Origin of the sequence: Curtobacterium ammoniigenes NBRC 101786 (assembly GCF_001571045.1) — a bacterium.
In the GTDB taxonomy this organism is placed as follows: domain Bacteria; phylum Actinomycetota; class Actinomycetes; order Actinomycetales; family Microbacteriaceae; genus Curtobacterium; species Curtobacterium ammoniigenes.
Window position 1 is genome coordinate 1 of record NZ_BCSV01000007.1, and the last position, 15,452, is coordinate 15,452.

Here is a 15,452-nt window from a genome sequence, read left to right on the forward strand (position 1 = left end):
CACGCCCCACGACCCACGCCCCGCGCCCCGCGCCCGGCGCCCCGCGCCCCGCGTGCCACGCCCCACGACCCGCTCCCCGCGCTCCGCCCGCACGTACACTGTCCCCACGATGCAGTGCAGCTACTTCGATGCGGGAGTGTGCCGCTCGTGCACCCTCATGGGCGTGCCGTATCCGGACCAGATCCTCGACAAAGAGATACGGCTCCGCGAGATGTTGGCAACCGTCGGCACAGCCTCCGCCGCCGAGGACGGAACGGCGACATCGGCGCCTGCACCGATCGATTGGCTTCCGGCAATCACGAGCCCCGAGTCCGGCTATCGCAACAAGGCGAAAATGGTCGTCGGAGGCTCGGTGCAGCATCCGACGATCGGCATTCTGGACCACAAGCAGCGCGGCGTCGATCTCCGCGCCTGTGGTATCTGCACGCCGGGTATCCGACGGGCGCTTCCGGTCTTGGCCGACTTCATCGCGTTTGCGGGGCTCATTCCCTATGACGTGCCGAAGCGCCGGGGCGAACTGAAGTTCGTTCTCGTCACCGAGTCGCCCTCAGGCGCGCTGATGGTCCGCTTCGTGCTCCGTTCCGAGGGGCAACTGCCTACACTGCGGAAGCATCTCGGCGTCTTGCAGGAGGCGCTCCCCAACGCCACCGTGATCACCGCCAACCTTCTGCCGGAACACAAGGCGGTGACCGAGGGGGACCGTGAGATCGTCCTCACCGAATCGGACACGCTTCCGATGCCCCTCGGGCGCACCCTGCTGCATCTCCGACCGCAGAGCTTCTTCCAGACAAATAGCACCGTCGCGGAGCAGCTGTATGGGCAGGTTGCGGAGTGGGTGGACGTCGCGAATCCTCGGTCGCTGTGGGATCTCTACTGCGGAGTCGGCGGCTTCGCGCTGCACTCGGCCCGCGCCGGGCGCACGGTGCTCGGGATCGAGACCAGTCGGGAGGCGGTGGCGTCGGCCACCATGTCGGCTCGCGAGCGCGGCCTCCCGCAGGTGCGATTCATCGCTGCTGACGCAACCGAGTATGCGGTCCATGCGAAGCCCGACCGCGTCCCGGAACTCGTGATCGTGAATCCTCCGAGGCGGGGGATCGGCGCAGATCTCGCCGCGTGGCTCGACACCTCGACGGTGCAGACGGTCGTCTACTCGAGTTGCAACCCGACGACCCTCGTCCGGGACCTCGAGGCGATGCCGTCATGGCGGGTCACTTCCGCCCGGATGCTCGACATATTCCCGCAGACGGACCACGTTGAAGTCGTGACGCTGGTGGAGCGCCGGGGAGCGTGACGCGCGTCGGGGACGAGCGACGTGACGCTGCTGGAGCGCGGGGAGCGTGACCGGCCCGGGGCGCCGGCGACGTGACTGCTGCAGAAACAGAGCCGGCCTCGCCGTTCGATGCTGGACGTGACCTGAGCACCACCTCGGCCTCCGGTGGTTGACCGGTGGACGTACGCCGACTTTTCGGCGTTCCGTTGCGATTCTCAGTGAATTTGCAAGGTAGAACATTTGTGGACGCACATCCGCACTAGCACGGGGATGTGGCAACGTGCCTTCTGCTGCATATCGATTTGGTAACGGCATAGAACGCTCTGTCTCGGTTTGATAACGGCCAGGGGTTGCCTACGGTTGTGCCCCATGTCCACCGGCGCGAGCCGCTGCCTCTCGGTGGATGCATCGAACCGACCGATATCGGACGGGGTGGGCAGCGGACGCGCGACTGATCGTTGCGCGGAACGCGGCCCCCAGGAGTGAACACCGACATGAAGAAGCAGACCCGAACCCGCGCTGTTCTCGGCGGAATCGCCTTCGCCGGACTCGCAGCCGCGGGCGTTGGCCTGGCCGCAGCGCCAGCCAACGCGGCAAGCACCTCGACCTGGGACTCGCTCGCACAGTGCGAGAGCAGCGGCAACTGGGCCGCAAACACCGGGAACGGCTACTACGGGGGTTTGCAGTTCACCCTCGGCACGTGGCAGGCCTACGGCGGCACCGGTAACCCCGCAAACGCCAGCGCGGCCACGCAGATCGCGGTCGCCGAGCACGTTCTCGCCGGCCAGGGTTGGGGTGCATGGCCCGCTTGCTCCGCCAAGCTTGGCCTGTACGGCACCGCTGGTGCCGCCCCCGGCGCGATCCCTGCGCAGGCCGCGGCTCCCGTCGTCCACGCCGCCGCCCCGGCTCCGGTCACCCACGCTGCAACGCCCGCTCCGGCTGCGGCCCCCCGGCACGTGGCGGCCCCGACGACTGTCGCGCTCAGCGGCAAGACCTACACGGTCCAGTCGGGCGACACCCTCAGCGCCATCGCGACCAAGCTGGGCGTCAAGGGCGGATGGGAAGAGCTCCAGGAGGCGAACCGGACTGCCGTCCCGAACGCCAACCTGATCTTCCCGGGACAGGTGCTCCAGCTCCCCGCCTGATCACGGCACCCTTCGGTGCAGGCGCCTTGCGCGTGACACGCGACGACAACGGCCTCGGTCTTATGACCGAGGCCGTTGTCGTCGGTCAGTGACCGATCGATGCTGCTCCGCTTAGCGCTCGATCAACCGCAGCAGCGCGCTCCGGAGCTCCGGGTCGTCAGGGAGAATCTCCTGCTCCAGATGCTGCGCGGAGGCGAACGCGTCGCGCCCGCGATCGGTCGCCTGAACGGTCCGACGCCGGCGATCATCGGGGTCCGGTGTGCGCTCGATGAGCCCGTCCCGCTCCATCCGGTCGAGGGTCTTCGACATCGTCTGCGGCTTGACGCGTGCGGCCGCCGACAGCGCGTCGGCGCCCGTCGCTCCGCCCCGGATCAGGTGGTCGAGCACGATCACCGCCGCATGCGTGAGATCGATCGCGAGCAACCGGTCGTCCCACCGCCGTTCGACCCGACGCGCCGCGGCCGAGAGGAGGCGGCCGAGCGGCCAATTCGCGGGGTCGTAGTCAGGGGCGGTTTCGGGCACGCGCCTGATTGTAAATTGCGAATGGCGTGTCCGTGACGGAATTCGATCGAACCGCGTTATCCGCCTGGTTCTCCGGGGCCACAGGTCGCATTCTCATCGAATCCACCCGCGTGGGTCAGGGCTTTTGGAGGCTCGCATCGCCTATCGTGACGGGGTGACCGATGAGCATGACACCGCTCCGCGCCGCGCCCGGCGCGGTTCGTACTCCGCGCCACGACACGGCCGACTCCGCCGGGGCGGCCATGTAATCCTCCCCGCCATCGCGGGTGTGGTCGTGATGATCATCGTCCTGAGCGGCGGGTATGTCGCGTGGTCGTACACGCAACTGACCGGCAGCATCACGCAGATCGCGAACGCCATTCCGCACTCGCAGAAGTCGGCGGCCGCCGCCGCGACCGGTGCGCAGAACATCCTCCTCATCGGAGACGACCATCGCCCTGCCGGAGCGACGCAGGCAGAGCTCCAGCAGCTCGGCACCCAGCAGGACGGCGGCTCGACGAACACCGACACCATGATCGTTCTGCACATCGCACCGGACGGTCAGTCCGCGACGATGATCTCGTTCCCGCGCGACAGCTGGGTGACTATTCCCGGGTTCGGCAAGGGGAAGCTCAACAGCGCCTTCGCCGATGGCGAGTCGAACGGGGGCGGAGCAGCCGGCGGTGCGCGCCTCCTGATCCAGACCATCGAGAACATCAGCGGCCTGAGCATCGACCACTACATGCGGGTCTCCTTGCTCGGCTTCTACCAGATCGTCGGCACGCTCGGTCCGGTGCAGGTCTGCCTCAACCACGCCGTCTACGACCACTACTCGGGCGTCAATCTGCCCGCAGGTGTCTCGACCCTGAATGCCTCGCAGGCGCTCGCCTTCGTCCGTCAGCGCCACGGGCTTCCGAACGGCGACCTCGACCGTGAGGTGCGGCAGCAGTACTTCCTCTCCCAGGAGGCGAAGAAGATCCTGTCCGCCGGCACCCTGCTCAACCCGATCAAGCTCACCAAGGTGCTCGACAGCATCGGCAGTTCCATCGAAACGGACATGAGCTCGTCGGACCTGATCGGCCTCGGTACCTCGCTGCGCCATCTCAGCGTGTCGAACATCCGCTCCGCGACCATCCCGACGTCCGGAACACCCACGATCTATGTCGGAGGTGTCGCCGTGTCGACCGTCGCGCTCGACACCGCCGCGATCCCGGCGTTCATCGAATCCATCGTCGGCCCGCCCGCGGCCTACACGAACGCGACCGCGGCGGCTCCCTCGAGCGTTCAGGTCGTTGCCGAGAACGGCAGCGGCGTGCCCGGAGCAGCGCTGAAGGCGACGAGCGCGCTCCAGGCGCTCGGCTTCAAGACGGGCGCGGCGATCGACGCCTCAGAGAACACATCGACGACGAGCGTCGAGTACCCGGCGGGCATGGAAGCACAGGCCAAGGCCGTCGTGAACGTGGTGCCGGGCGCCATTCCGGTGCTGTCGACGACCGTGACCCAGGTCACCCTGCTGCTCGGCTCCGACGGCCACAGCGTGCAGTCGTCGGCTCCGGCTGCGCCCTCCACTGCACCCTCGTCACAGGCAGCCGCCCCGGCAGCGCCGACGTCGAGCGCTGCAGCACCCGCGGCGACACCGAGCGCGTCGACGAAGGCGTACGGCCAAAGCGGCACCTGCATCAACTGATGGTCGAGCGGTCAACTGATCGTTGAGCGGTCAACTGATCGTTGAGCGGTCAACTGATCGTTGAGCGGTCAACTGATCGTTGAGCGGTCAACTGATCGTCGAGCGGTCAATTGATCGTCGAGCGGTCAGCAGCCGTCGGTCGTCCGGATGGGCATCGGCGCACCGATCACGGTGACCGTCGACCCTGATGTCAGCGCGGCCGCACCGTTGACCTCCTGTCCCCGGTCGGCGGAGGCCCAGCCCGGTGCGAGCACGACCTGCCAAGCCGTCTCTGCGCCGGAGGCGAGCTGGACCCGGTCCGAGGCCGGCCCGCTCGCGAGCAGTGCGCTGATATCGCCGCCAACCCGCACCCCACCCGGCCCCTCAAGCGCAACGGCGTGCCCGGAGGCCGCGCGAACGGTCGACGCGAGGAACCGGATCTCCACCTCGTTGCCGGCGGGCGCCGGACTGGCGAGTGCAGTGGCGCGGACCGCGTCGTGCCATATGTACGACGTGCTCGCCGGCAGACACACGCCGCCATCGCCAGTTTGTGTCGTCGACCGGGATGCGGTCCCGAGGAGGTCACCAAGGAGCCGGACCATCGTCGACGCGTCGCGGAGTGAGATCGTGGCATCGACATCGCTGCCGTGTCGGAACGACATGCTCTCCGGCCCGAGCGCGACGGTGTCGACGGATCCGATCCAGGCAGGAGGGGCGACGCGCTTCGTGCCCGCGGCGCCGTTCGTCGCCGCGGAGCCGCTCGTCGCAGCCACCGATGCCCCCGCTGCTGCGGGTGACGCGAGAGTCCCCGGAGCGGTCCGGTTGCTCGGCGCTGAGCCCGCGCCTCCGGAGCCCGGAACAATCTGCGCGCCGACCGTGCAGCCCGCGGCGACCACCACTGCGGCAGCACACACGATCAGGACAGGCCGGGATACCACCCCTCGACGCTACGGGGCCGTGTGACGCGGAACCGGCGCTGTTATCGAACTGGAGCGCGGCTGTGATCCCGGCGTGACCTTCGAGCGACGCTCGCTATCTCGGAGCGCCGCACGAAGCGAGGTACTGCAGCAGTTCCCGTGCGGCCATCGCTGCAGCCAGCTCCACCTCCACGGGATTGATGCCGAATGCTCGCTCTAACGCGGCCCGACGAGGCATCTCGGACACCGGTACCTCAGGACGCTGCGGAAGCAGACCGACCGCATCGGCCGCAGCTTCGAACGCCCCCTCCGGGGAACCGAGGTGGTGCCACATGGCGCGGATGTCCCGTTCCACCTCGGCGGACGAGCCACCGAATTCGAATCCGGCGCTCGCCATGGTGGCAAGTCCTTGCGCGGTCGGATGGTCAGGAGTCACGACCCCATTCTTCTCCGTGCACTCGCCTCCGCGTGTCCACCAAAGTGCCGACACCCATTCCGGGGGCTGACCGAGAGAGAACCTCACGGTTTGATTGAGGCGAGCGAACGGGTCGCCGTTCGCACCACCGCACGCAGGACATCACCACTCCGGCGCTGCCGAGCCCATGGAGGGGCACGATGATCGAAGAGACCAGCGCCGAGACGGCCGCTGCCGCCGCCGCGACCCTGCGCCTACGCATCAAGATCGTCGGAACCGCAGTGGACCTGCTCCGTGACGTCCCGTTTCACGAGGCACGCCCGGAGATGGTCGCCGACCGCATGGGGCTCACGGTCGCAGAGATGCAGCAGCACTTCCCGTCCTGGGACGGACTGGTCCTTGCGGCACTCGATCGCTGGAACGGTGCCCGGATGGACGCTGTCGCGGCCGAAGCGGCCGGCCGCAGCACGGTGGAACTTCTTCGCGCGATCGTCGCCAGCAACGTCGAAGACCCGGCGCTGATGCGCCTCATGGTCGCGCTCCTCAGCGTCGCGGGCAATCCCGATCACCCCATGTCGAGCTATCTCCGCTCGCGCTACCAGCTCTTCTACTCGCAGATCCGCAGGGGCCTCGAGCACGACGTCGCCACCGGGCGCGCCCCGCACACGATGAACCCGCGTCGCGGCGCCGAGCAGCTCATCGCCCTCTACGAGGGGCTCCAGCTGCAAGCGCTGCTGCGTCCCGAGCTCGAGCTCGTCCCAGCGTTCGATCGGGCGATCGCCCGGCTCGAGCGCGGTTGGATGGAGCGGTACGAGCCCGCTGTGCAAGCCCGTCTGGCCACCTGGGCCGTCGACGACTGGACCAAGTAACGAACGGGAGGCGCGCACCAGCCGGCGCCGCGCCTCCCATTCGCCAGACGGTCGCCCGCTACTGCTCGAGTTCTGCGGACAGCGTGATGTCCACTCCGGACAGCGCCTTGCTGACGGGGCAGGTCGCCTTCGCGTCCTCGGCTGCCTTCGTGAAGGTCGCCTCGTCGATGCCGGTGACCTCTCCCCGGACCTTCAGCGCGATGCCGGTCAGCTTGAAGCCGCCGGCGCTGTCCGGCCCGAGCGAGACCTCCGCGGAGACGTCGAGCGCCTCGATCGTGCCGCCGGCCTCGCCGAGCAGCGCCGAGAACTGCATCGCGTAGCAGGAGGAGTGCGCTGCGGCGATCAGCTCCTCCGGGCTCGTCGCGCCGTTCGCGTCATCGGCAGCGCGCTTCGGGAACGAGACGTCGAACGTCGCGAGCCCGGAGCTCGTGAGCTCGACCTGGCCGCTGCCGTCGTTCAGGCCACCGTTCCAGGCGGTGCGTGCGGTGCGCGTGGGCATAGGGATTCCCTTCTCGAAGGACGTTGACACGTCAGTCTTACCCGGTGCCGGTGACGGAAGGCTGCGCTGGTCGCCGTATCCGCTCAGCCGACGCGGAATCCCGCCTCGCGGGCGAGAAGGGGAGCGAGCGACCAGACCTGCTCATCCGAGAGCGTCGCACCGCGGAGCCCCTCGAGCCGGTCGATCCGATCGAGGTCGGCCCCTCGCAGGTCGACGTGCGCGACGCGAGCAGCCGTACCGGCAATCGCACCGATGGTGCACCCATCGAATGCGACGCGCTCGAAGACTGCGCCGTCCACGTCGAGCTCGTCGATCCGGCATCCGCGGAAGAGGACGTCGCGCAGCCGGGAGGCGCGGAGATTCAGGAAGCCGAGCCGCGCCTCCGACACGACGACGTCGTCGAAGCGAGTGTCGTACAGCTCTGCCGATCCGACGCGACCGCCCTCCACCCGCACGCCGTGCCACGTCGTGCGAGCCGCCCGAAGGACGGACGCGTCGAGCCGGTCGATGAGAACCTCCCGGAATCGCGCGCCCTGCAGCTCCGTCCCGTCGAGACGGATACCCGCGAACGTGCATTCCTCGATCGCGAGGTCGCGGAGCACGCGACCATCCAGGTCGACGTTCGCACCACTCCGGCCTTCGAGGAGGTCACCCGAGAGCAGTTCGCCCAACTCCTCGTCGTCGATCGGGTCCAGGCCGCCCGGCTCGATCCGGTTCAGCCGGGGTGCGTCGGTATCTGAGGCCACGCGTCCAGTCTGCAGCGTGGGTGGACGGTGTGGAACGAACGGCGCAGTCTGTCGGCGGAAGTGCCGACGTGCGTCGCGCGTCGAGCACGGGCTACGGTTTTCGGCGGGAGCGGGTCTTCCCTGGGACCCGCTCCCGCCTCGGCGGCGCTCAGCTCGAGAGTCGGGCGGCCACCCGGGATACTCCGGCGCTGTGCAGGCCGGTCATCTCCGCTACGGTGCGGTGCGTGGCCGACCGGAGCGCGTCGTGAGTCGCACCCATCGCTGCAAACCGGTCGAGCGTGCCGATCGCGGTCTGTTCGACGAACGTGTCGTACGAGCCGGCCGCCGCTGCGAGATCGCGGAGACCCACGTATTGGGCGACGAGGAGTTGCGCCTCGAACAGCACGTCGACATGCACCGGAACCTCGCCCCGCGTTGCCGCAACGCCGATCATCCGCTCGCACCGGTGGAGCCACAGGACAAATGGCTTTGGAATCGCGACGTCGGGGATCCGATCGGACTCGCGCTGGAGGCGGATCGCCGCGCGGACAATCGGATTCCGCTGCTCCTGCGCAGCGGAATGCACGGTGGTGAAGGCGAGGTCGTCGAGCGGAGGCAGCGGCGGCATCGAGGGCGATGGGTAGCGCTGCTCGCGGAACGCCGCATCGAACATCGCCCGGACGAAGTCGTTCTTCGACGGGAAGTGATAGCTCACGAGACTCTTCATCACGCCCGCTCGAGCCGCGATCGCCTGATACGAGGTGGACTCGTAGCCGTCGCGCTCGAACTCGTGGGCGGCGGCAAGCAGGATCGCATGCCGCGTCCGCCGCCGTTGATCCTCCCGCACGCCCATGTGGAGCAACCGTAGCGCCCGTCGACCGGTTCGACGAGCCTCGGCTCCGCGGTGTTTTGCGCATTCTGCGCAGTGCGTTTCCGAGCGTCATATTGCCTGGATGCCCGTCCTGTGAAATGCTCTCACCAGAGCCGGGGTGGCGGCATGGGGGAAGTGTCGCCGCGCGCGGTGGACGTGTTCTTGGGGGGACGTCCACCGCGTCTCGAGCTCAGGTGCGCCAGACCGGCCTTGGCGCGAGCAGCCGATGGCCCGCCGTCGGAGGCAGGACGGAACGCCCCGACGCGCCCATCAGCAGCTCGATCGCCGAGCGGGCCGCCTCGATGAGCGGTTGTTCGATGCTCGACAGTCCCAGTGCAGCGGCGACGGGCGTGTTGTCGTAGCCGACGACGGGCACCGAGCCTCCGGTCGCGATGCGCGCACCGATCGCGAGCGTGTCCGAGGCGCAGACCACCGCGTCGAACGACCGCCCGCGGGCGATCGCCTCGGAGACGGTCCGCGCGGCCGCGGTGACGTCGTCCTCGCACGCGAGGTCGAGCTGGTCGGCCTCGGATGCTGGCAGTCGAACGCGCATCTCGTCCCGCCATCCGCGGCGGCGTTCATCGCCCTGGCCGGACGGCGCGGGCCAGCCGAGGAACGCGATGCGGTGGCGATCGAGCTGCAGGAGGTGCCGGGTTGCGTCCCGGAGTCCCGCAGCGCCATCGACATCCACCCAGGGGAACGGCGCGGACTCCATGTCGGGAAGACCCCAGGGGCGCCCGAACGTCACGAACGGAATGTCGTGCTCCAGCAGCCACGATGTTCGGGGGTCATCGTGGAACGTCGACGTCAGCACGAACCCATCCACATCGGAGCCGTCCACCAGGCGCCCGAACTGCTCGATCTCGTCTGCGGGGTCCGCGGCGGTGAAGAGCAGGATGCGCATGCCGCGGCCGTCTGCGGACTCGACGAGTGCGTGCAGGAACCGGTCGAGCACCGCGCCGGAGATGCCGTTGAGGACAGGATCGAGCCGAACGCCGAGCGTGGAGCTCTGCCGGGTCCGCAGGCGTCGCGCGGACGCGTGCGGACGATATCCGAGGGTGGCGATTGCCCGCTCGACCCGTTCTCGGGTTGCGGGCGCGACGACGTCGGGTGCGTTCAGCACGTTGGACACGGTCTGCCGGGAGACGCCGGCTGCGGCAGCGACGTCGACGACGGTGGCGGACCGAGACATGCGGTTTACGGTACCGCCTCTTCGGTGTATGGTCGTCACGTTTGATCGATCAAATTGAACGATCAAACCCAGTCCGGTCTCGGTCCCCCCGCCAGAGGCCGGACTGCACCAGCACTCGACGAGGAGTTCCCTACATGCAACGACGCACCACACGCCTGCTCAGCGCAGGCGCTCTCGCCGTGGCCGCCGCGCTCGCGCTGAGCGCGTGCAGCAGCGGCTCCGGATTCTCGAGCGGCTCCAGCAGTTCGAGCAAGCTCACCAACGGCAGTGGGCAGATCAACATGCTCATCGGATCGTCCGGTCCGGCCGAGACGAATGCTGTCAAGGCGGCAGCCGCTGCATGGTCGAAGCAGAGCGGCGTTCCCGTGAGCGTGCAGAACGCGAGCTCGCTCGACCAGCAGATGGCGCAGGGATTCGCCTCCGGCAAGCCGGCCGACGTCTTCTACACATCGACCGCCGAGATGACGGGATGGGCGAAGAACGGATCGCTCCTGGCATACGGCGACCAGTTGAGCAACAAGAACGACTTCTACTCGACCCTCAAGAGCTCGTTCACCTACAACGGCAAGTTCATGTGCGCGCCGAAGGACTTCTCCACCCTCGCGCTGTTCATCAACACCGCGGACTGGAAGGCCGCCGGTCTGACCGACGCCGACATCCCCAAGACCTGGGACCAGCTCGCGACCGTCTCGAAGAAGCTGACCATGGACGGCCGGGTGGGGCTGACGATGAGCCCGCAGTGGGAGCGCCTCGGCGCGTTCATGGCGGAGGCCGGCGGTTCGCTGACCAATGCGTCACAGACAAAGGCCACGGTCAACTCCGCGGCGAACATCAAGGCGCTCGACTACGTCAAGCAGCTCCAGTCCGCAGGCTCGATGAAGTTCTCCAGCGACCTCGGCGAGAGCTGGGGCGGTGACGCATTCGGCAAGAACAAGGCTGCGATGACCGTGGAGGGCAACTGGCTCACCGGCGCGATGTCCGCAACCTACCCGAACGTCAGCTACAAGGTCGTGCAGATGCCGACCGGTCCCGCGGGCCCCGGAACGCTGCAGTTCACCAACTGCTGGGGAATCGCCTCCCAGTCGAAGAAGCAGGAGAACGCGCTGAAGCTGGTCGAGTACTTGACGACCGCAAAGCAGCAACTCCAGTTCGCGAAGGCGTTCGGTGTCATGCCGAGCGTGAAGTCCGCTGCCGCGCAGTGGAAGCAGGAATACCCGCAGTACGCGCCGTTCCTCGACGAGGTGTCGAGCGCCCAGGGCGTGCCGACCAAGGCCGGGACCGCAGCCGTGATCAGCGACTTCGATCAGAAGCTGAGCAGCCTGTCGTCGACCGATCCCACCACCCTGCTGGACGGCGTCCAGAAGAACATGGCCGCCGCCCTCAAGCAGTGACCGCCACCGCCACCAGCGGACCCCTCGCGGGCCGCGCACGACACCACGGTCGTGCGCGGCGCGCGGAGGCGGTGTCCGGCTGGATCTTCACTGCGCCGACCCTGATCGTTCTCGGCATCTTCCTCGCGGCACCCGTGGTCATGGCCGCCTGGGTGAGCCTCTCCGACTGGAGCGGCGTCAACAACCCGTTCTCCTCGAGCGTCTCATTCGTCGGCGGCAAGAACTACGCGCAACTCCTGTCCGGTGGCTCGCTCGCCGAAGTCGACTTCGCGACCTCCCTGCGCAACAACCTCTGGTACGTGGTCTTCGTGGTGCCGCTGCAGACGGCGCTCAGCCTGGCGCTCGCGGTCCTCGTGAATGCCGCCGTCGTCCGAGGGCGCGGGTTCTTCCGGACCGCGTTCTACTTCCCGTCCGTGACGAGCTCCGTCGCGATCACGGTCCTGTGGCTCTTTCTCTTCTCCTCCACGGGAGCGGTGAACGGCATCCTCAGCTGGCTCGGCATCAACGGTCCGAACTGGTTCAATCAGCCCGCCGGACTCTTCCAGGTCATCGGCGGCGCCCTCGGAATCCATCACGGGCCCGCGCTCTTGACCGGGAACACGCTCCTCGGCCTCTCTTACTCCGACTGGCTCGCCGGGCCATCGATCGCCATGTGCGCGTACATCCTGATGGGCGTCTTCACAACCTCAGGCACGTTCATGCTGCTGTTCCTCGCGGCGCTGCAGAACCTGTCGACCGACATCGACGAGGCCGCGATGCTCGACGGTGCGGGGTCCTGGGCACGATTCTGGCGGGTGACCCTCCCGCAGCTCCGGCCGACCCTCTTCACCGTGCTCACCCTCGGGCTGATCGGAACGTGGCAGGTGTTCGACCAGATCTACACCGGCACGAAGGGCGCGCCCGCCAACACGACGCTGACGCCCGCGTACCTCTCGTACGTGGACGCCTTCAACAATCAGCAATGGGGGATCGGGTCCGCGATCGCCTTCATCCTCTTCGGCATCATCGTGATCCTCACGATCCTGCAGCGCATCGTGCTCCGCGACCGGAAGGTGTCCCGGCGCCGCATGCGATGGATCACGCGGGCGGCCGCTGCCGGACCGTCCGTCGCGACGCTGCCCGCAGCCTCCGACCAGACGCCCCCGCACCCCGACAGGGAGGCTCGCCCATGACCGCGATCAGCGCACGACCCAGCGCGGCCCGTCTCACCGCCGCGACCGAACGTCGCCGAACCCGCACACCGCGTCAGCGCATCGGCCGCATCGTCCTCTACGCGCTGCTCGCACTCATCGCAGTGATCTACCTGCTGCCGTTCTACGTCGACATCATCAACTCGTTCAAGACGGACGAGGACGCATCCTTGCACCCGCTCGCGCTGCCGGCCACGTGGTCGGGCGCAGCGTTCGCGACCCTCTTCGGTGCGTCGGACTTCCCGGTGTGGGTGAAGAACTCCTTCATCGTCGCGTTCTTCGTCACGCTCGGGCGGATCTTCTTCGACTCGCTCGCCGGGTACGCGCTCGCTCGCCTGCGCTTCCGGGGGCGCGGCGTGATCTTCGCGGCCCTCATCGCGGTGATGGCGGTGCCGAACGTCGTGCTGCTCATCCCCAAGTTCCTCGTGATCAACGAACTCGGCATCTACGACTCGTACGCGGGCATGATCCTTCCGCTCCTCGTGGACGCAGCCGGCGTGTTCATCATGAAGAACTACTTCGAGTCGATCCCGGTCAGTGTCGAGGAGCAGGCGCGGATCGACGGCGCGGGCACGTTCCGCGTGTTCTGGTCGATCGTGCTGCCCATGGCGCGACCGGCCGTGGTGACGATCACGATCCTGTCGTTCCAGGGATCGTGGAACGAGCTGTCGCAGTTCATCGTGTCGTCGTCCTCGCCGCAGCTCACCACGCTCACGAAGGGCGTCGCCTCGCTCGCGAGCGGTGCGCTGTCCGCTGGAAACCAGTACCCCGTCAAACTCGCCGCCGCATTCGTCATGACGATCCCGGTCGCGCTCGCGTTCTTCATCTTTCAGAAGCGCCTGCTCAACACCAGCGAAGGAGCCGTCAAGGAATGACCGGCCCAACAACCACCACGACCACTGCTCCGATTCGACTGGCGCCGCTCCAGCCGCTTCTGCACGACGCGATCGTCACGCTGCGCGCTCCCGCGCAGGTGTGGTCGGACCGGCACGGCGACATCGACGGACGCGGCGTACACGGCTACTGGGTCGGCGATCAGCGCGTCGTCTCGCGCATCACGGTCTCCGTCGCGCGCTCAGCCATCGAGCCGCTGGACGTCGTCGCGGATCGCGCGGACGAGACGACGTTCTCGGCGCTGCTCCGCGGACTCGACGCGCCGGGTGCGGACCCCGACGTGCGTCTCGATCGTCGTCGGCAGGTCCGTGCGGATGGGGTGGACGAGACGTTGACCGTCAGCACGCGGCTCGCACCGGGCGCCCCCGTCGACGTGACCGTCCGAATCCAGCCGGACGCCACCGGGATGGACCCGGTCAAGCAGGGGGCTGAAGCGCTCTCCGCCGATCCGACGCCGACGGCCGACGGCGCCCGATGGCGGTCGGGTGGCACCGAGGTGGTGCTGCAGGTTCAGGGCGCGACGGCGACAGTGGTCGGGGGCACCATCGTCCTGCGGTGGCATGCGACCGCATCCGCCGGAGCCCCGGTGTCCTGCACCTGGACCGTCACCGCAGCAACACCCGATGCGGTGGTGCGCGGTGCAGACTCGGCCGTACCCTGGAGCGTTCCTGACGACGTCGGCGACGACCGGCTGTCCCGGTGGCTCGCACGCGCGTCCACGGACCTCGACGCGCTGCGCATGCGGCGAGCAACGGGCGAGGACGAATTCTTCGCCGCCGGTGCGCCGTGGTTCTTCACGCTGTTCGGCCGTGATTCGCTCTGGGCGGCACGATTCCTGCTCCCCGTCGACTGGCGCCTCGCGGCGTCGACCCTGCGCGTCCTCGCCGAGCTGCAGGGCTCACAGGTCGACCCTTCGACGGCGGAACAGCCGGGCAAGATCATGCACGAGATTCGGCAGGCGTCGCTGCCGATCGACAACCCGTCGATGTCGCTGCCGCCGCTGTACTACGGCACGGTCGACGCGACCCCGCTCTGGATCTGTGTGCTCTACGACGCGTGGAAGGCCGGCATGCCGGACGCTGCGGTGCGGGAACTCCTGCCCGCGATGGAGCGCGCGCTCGCATGGATGCGCGACTTCGGCGATTCCGACGACGACGGACTCCTCGAGTACGTCGACGAGTCCGGCCGCGGACTGTCGAATCAGGGCTGGAAGGACTCGGGCGACAGCGTGCAGTGGCAGGACGGAACGCTCGCCACGGGTCCCATCGCACTCTGCGAAGTCCAGGCCTACGCGTATGAGGCAGCAGTGCACGGCGCCGAGCTCCTCGACGCGTTCGGGCGCGCAGGTGGCGACGCGTGGCGCTCGTGGGCCGCGCGGCTGGCCGAGCGGTTCCGCGCCGCGTTCTGGCTCGCCGGACCGCGCGGACGCTATCCCGCGATCGCGCTCGATGCCGCGAAGCGGCCGGTCGACACGGTGACGAGCAATATCGGCCATCTGCTCGGAACCGGGCTCCTGTCGACCGCAGAAGAGCGCGAGGTCGCCAGCCGACTCGTCGAAGACGACATGAGCAGCGGATTCGGACTGCGCACGATGTCCTCCGAGGCGTCCGGCTACTGGCCGCTGAGCTACCACGGCGGCAGCGTCTGGACCCACGACACCGCGATCGCGATCGTCGGTCTGACGCGCTCCGGTTTCCGGGCCGAGGCACGGCTCCTTGCCGAGGGGCTGCTCCGTGCGGCCGTCGCGTTCGAGTTCCGCATGCCGGAACTGCACTCCGGCGACCCCGCTGCTCGCGGCGGACGGCCAGCGCCGTATCCTGCAGCCTGCCGCCCACAGGCGTGGAGTGCGGCCGCAGCCTTCCCCGTCTGGGTCGCACTCCGAGACGATGCAGCGTGAGCGCTCGTAG

Annotated in this window: 15 protein-coding genes; 8 read left to right on the forward strand and 7 right to left on the reverse strand. The window is 68.2% G+C overall.

Going from position 1 to position 15,452, the window contains the following annotated elements:
• Positions 1-109: 109 nt before the first annotated feature.
• Both rlmC and CAM01S_RS13105 read left to right on the forward strand, forming a co-directional pair.
• A complete protein-coding gene (gene rlmC, locus CAM01S_RS13100; protein ID WP_066522676.1) occupies positions 110-1,291 on the forward strand; it encodes a 23S rRNA (uracil(747)-C(5))-methyltransferase RlmC in 1,182 nt (393 codons plus the stop codon).
• A gap of 473 nt (positions 1,292-1,764) precedes the next feature.
• Positions 1,765-2,415: a LysM peptidoglycan-binding domain-containing protein gene (locus tag CAM01S_RS13105; protein ID WP_066522862.1), complete on the forward strand. Its 651-nt coding sequence runs from the start codon at positions 1,765-1,767 to the stop codon at positions 2,413-2,415.
• Positions 2,416-2,526: 111 nt separating this feature from the next.
• On the opposite strand, the gene CAM01S_RS13110 is transcribed toward CAM01S_RS13105, so the two are convergent.
• Positions 2,527-2,937: a MarR family winged helix-turn-helix transcriptional regulator gene (locus tag CAM01S_RS13110; protein WP_245631646.1), complete on the reverse strand. Its 411-nt coding sequence runs from the start codon at positions 2,935-2,937 to the stop codon at positions 2,527-2,529.
• 154 nt (positions 2,938-3,091) lie between these two features.
• Between CAM01S_RS13110 and CAM01S_RS13115 the strand changes: the two genes are divergently transcribed.
• On the forward strand, positions 3,092-4,603 hold the full coding sequence (locus CAM01S_RS13115) for an LCP family protein (protein WP_245631647.1): 1,512 nt from the start codon (positions 3,092-3,094) through the stop codon (positions 4,601-4,603).
• Between the two features lie 125 nt (positions 4,604-4,728).
• Here CAM01S_RS13115 and CAM01S_RS13120 read toward each other — a convergent pair whose 3' ends face one another.
• Positions 4,729-5,520, reverse strand: coding sequence for a hypothetical protein (locus CAM01S_RS13120; RefSeq protein WP_157071577.1), 792 nt, complete (start codon positions 5,518-5,520; stop codon positions 4,729-4,731).
• A 94-nt stretch (positions 5,521-5,614) separates the two neighbouring features.
• Complete coding sequence (locus CAM01S_RS13125) at positions 5,615-5,935, reverse strand: hypothetical protein (protein WP_157071578.1); 321 nt, start codon at positions 5,933-5,935, stop codon at positions 5,615-5,617.
• A gap of 179 nt (positions 5,936-6,114) precedes the next feature.
• Here CAM01S_RS13125 and CAM01S_RS13130 point away from each other — a divergent pair, with 179 nt between their 5' ends.
• Positions 6,115-6,783 (forward strand): TetR/AcrR family transcriptional regulator, encoded by a 669-nt coding sequence (locus CAM01S_RS13130; protein ID WP_066522691.1) that lies wholly within the window; start codon positions 6,115-6,117, stop codon positions 6,781-6,783.
• Positions 6,784-6,841: 58 nt separating this feature from the next.
• Here CAM01S_RS13130 and CAM01S_RS13135 read toward each other — a convergent pair whose 3' ends face one another.
• The 4 genes from CAM01S_RS13135 to CAM01S_RS13150 form a co-directional block, all read right to left on the reverse strand.
• Positions 6,842-7,282, reverse strand: coding sequence for an OsmC family peroxiredoxin (locus tag CAM01S_RS13135; RefSeq protein ID WP_066522693.1), 441 nt, complete (start codon positions 7,280-7,282; stop codon positions 6,842-6,844).
• A gap of 83 nt (positions 7,283-7,365) precedes the next feature.
• Positions 7,366-8,028, reverse strand: a complete 663-nt coding sequence (locus CAM01S_RS13140) for a pentapeptide repeat-containing protein (RefSeq protein ID WP_066522699.1) — start codon at positions 8,026-8,028, stop codon at positions 7,366-7,368.
• Between the two features lie 148 nt (positions 8,029-8,176).
• A complete protein-coding gene (locus CAM01S_RS13145) occupies positions 8,177-8,860 on the reverse strand; it encodes a TetR family transcriptional regulator (RefSeq protein ID WP_066522704.1) in 684 nt (227 codons plus the stop codon).
• A gap of 208 nt (positions 8,861-9,068) precedes the next feature.
• On the reverse strand, positions 9,069-10,070 hold the full coding sequence (locus CAM01S_RS13150; RefSeq protein ID WP_066522707.1) for a LacI family DNA-binding transcriptional regulator: 1,002 nt from the start codon (positions 10,068-10,070) through the stop codon (positions 9,069-9,071).
• Between the two features lie 134 nt (positions 10,071-10,204).
• Between CAM01S_RS13150 and CAM01S_RS13155 the strand changes: the two genes are divergently transcribed.
• Genes CAM01S_RS13155 through CAM01S_RS13170 form a run of 4 tightly spaced genes read left to right on the forward strand, consistent with a single transcriptional unit; the run spans position 10,205 to position 15,442 of the window.
• Positions 10,205-11,461, forward strand: coding sequence for a sugar ABC transporter substrate-binding protein (locus CAM01S_RS13155; protein ID WP_066522709.1), 1,257 nt, complete (start codon positions 10,205-10,207; stop codon positions 11,459-11,461).
• On the forward strand, positions 11,458-12,633 hold the full coding sequence (locus CAM01S_RS13160; RefSeq protein ID WP_066522711.1) for a carbohydrate ABC transporter permease: 1,176 nt from the start codon (positions 11,458-11,460) through the stop codon (positions 12,631-12,633). The genes CAM01S_RS13155 and CAM01S_RS13160 overlap by 4 nt, the downstream gene beginning before the upstream one ends.
• A complete protein-coding gene (locus CAM01S_RS13165; protein ID WP_066522716.1) occupies positions 12,630-13,526 on the forward strand; it encodes a carbohydrate ABC transporter permease in 897 nt (298 codons plus the stop codon). Before CAM01S_RS13160 ends, CAM01S_RS13165 begins: the two co-directional genes overlap by 4 nt.
• Positions 13,523-15,442, forward strand: coding sequence for an amylo-alpha-1,6-glucosidase (locus CAM01S_RS13170; protein WP_066522719.1), 1,920 nt, complete (start codon positions 13,523-13,525; stop codon positions 15,440-15,442). Before CAM01S_RS13165 ends, CAM01S_RS13170 begins: the two co-directional genes overlap by 4 nt.
• Positions 15,443-15,452: the final 10 nt, after the last annotated feature.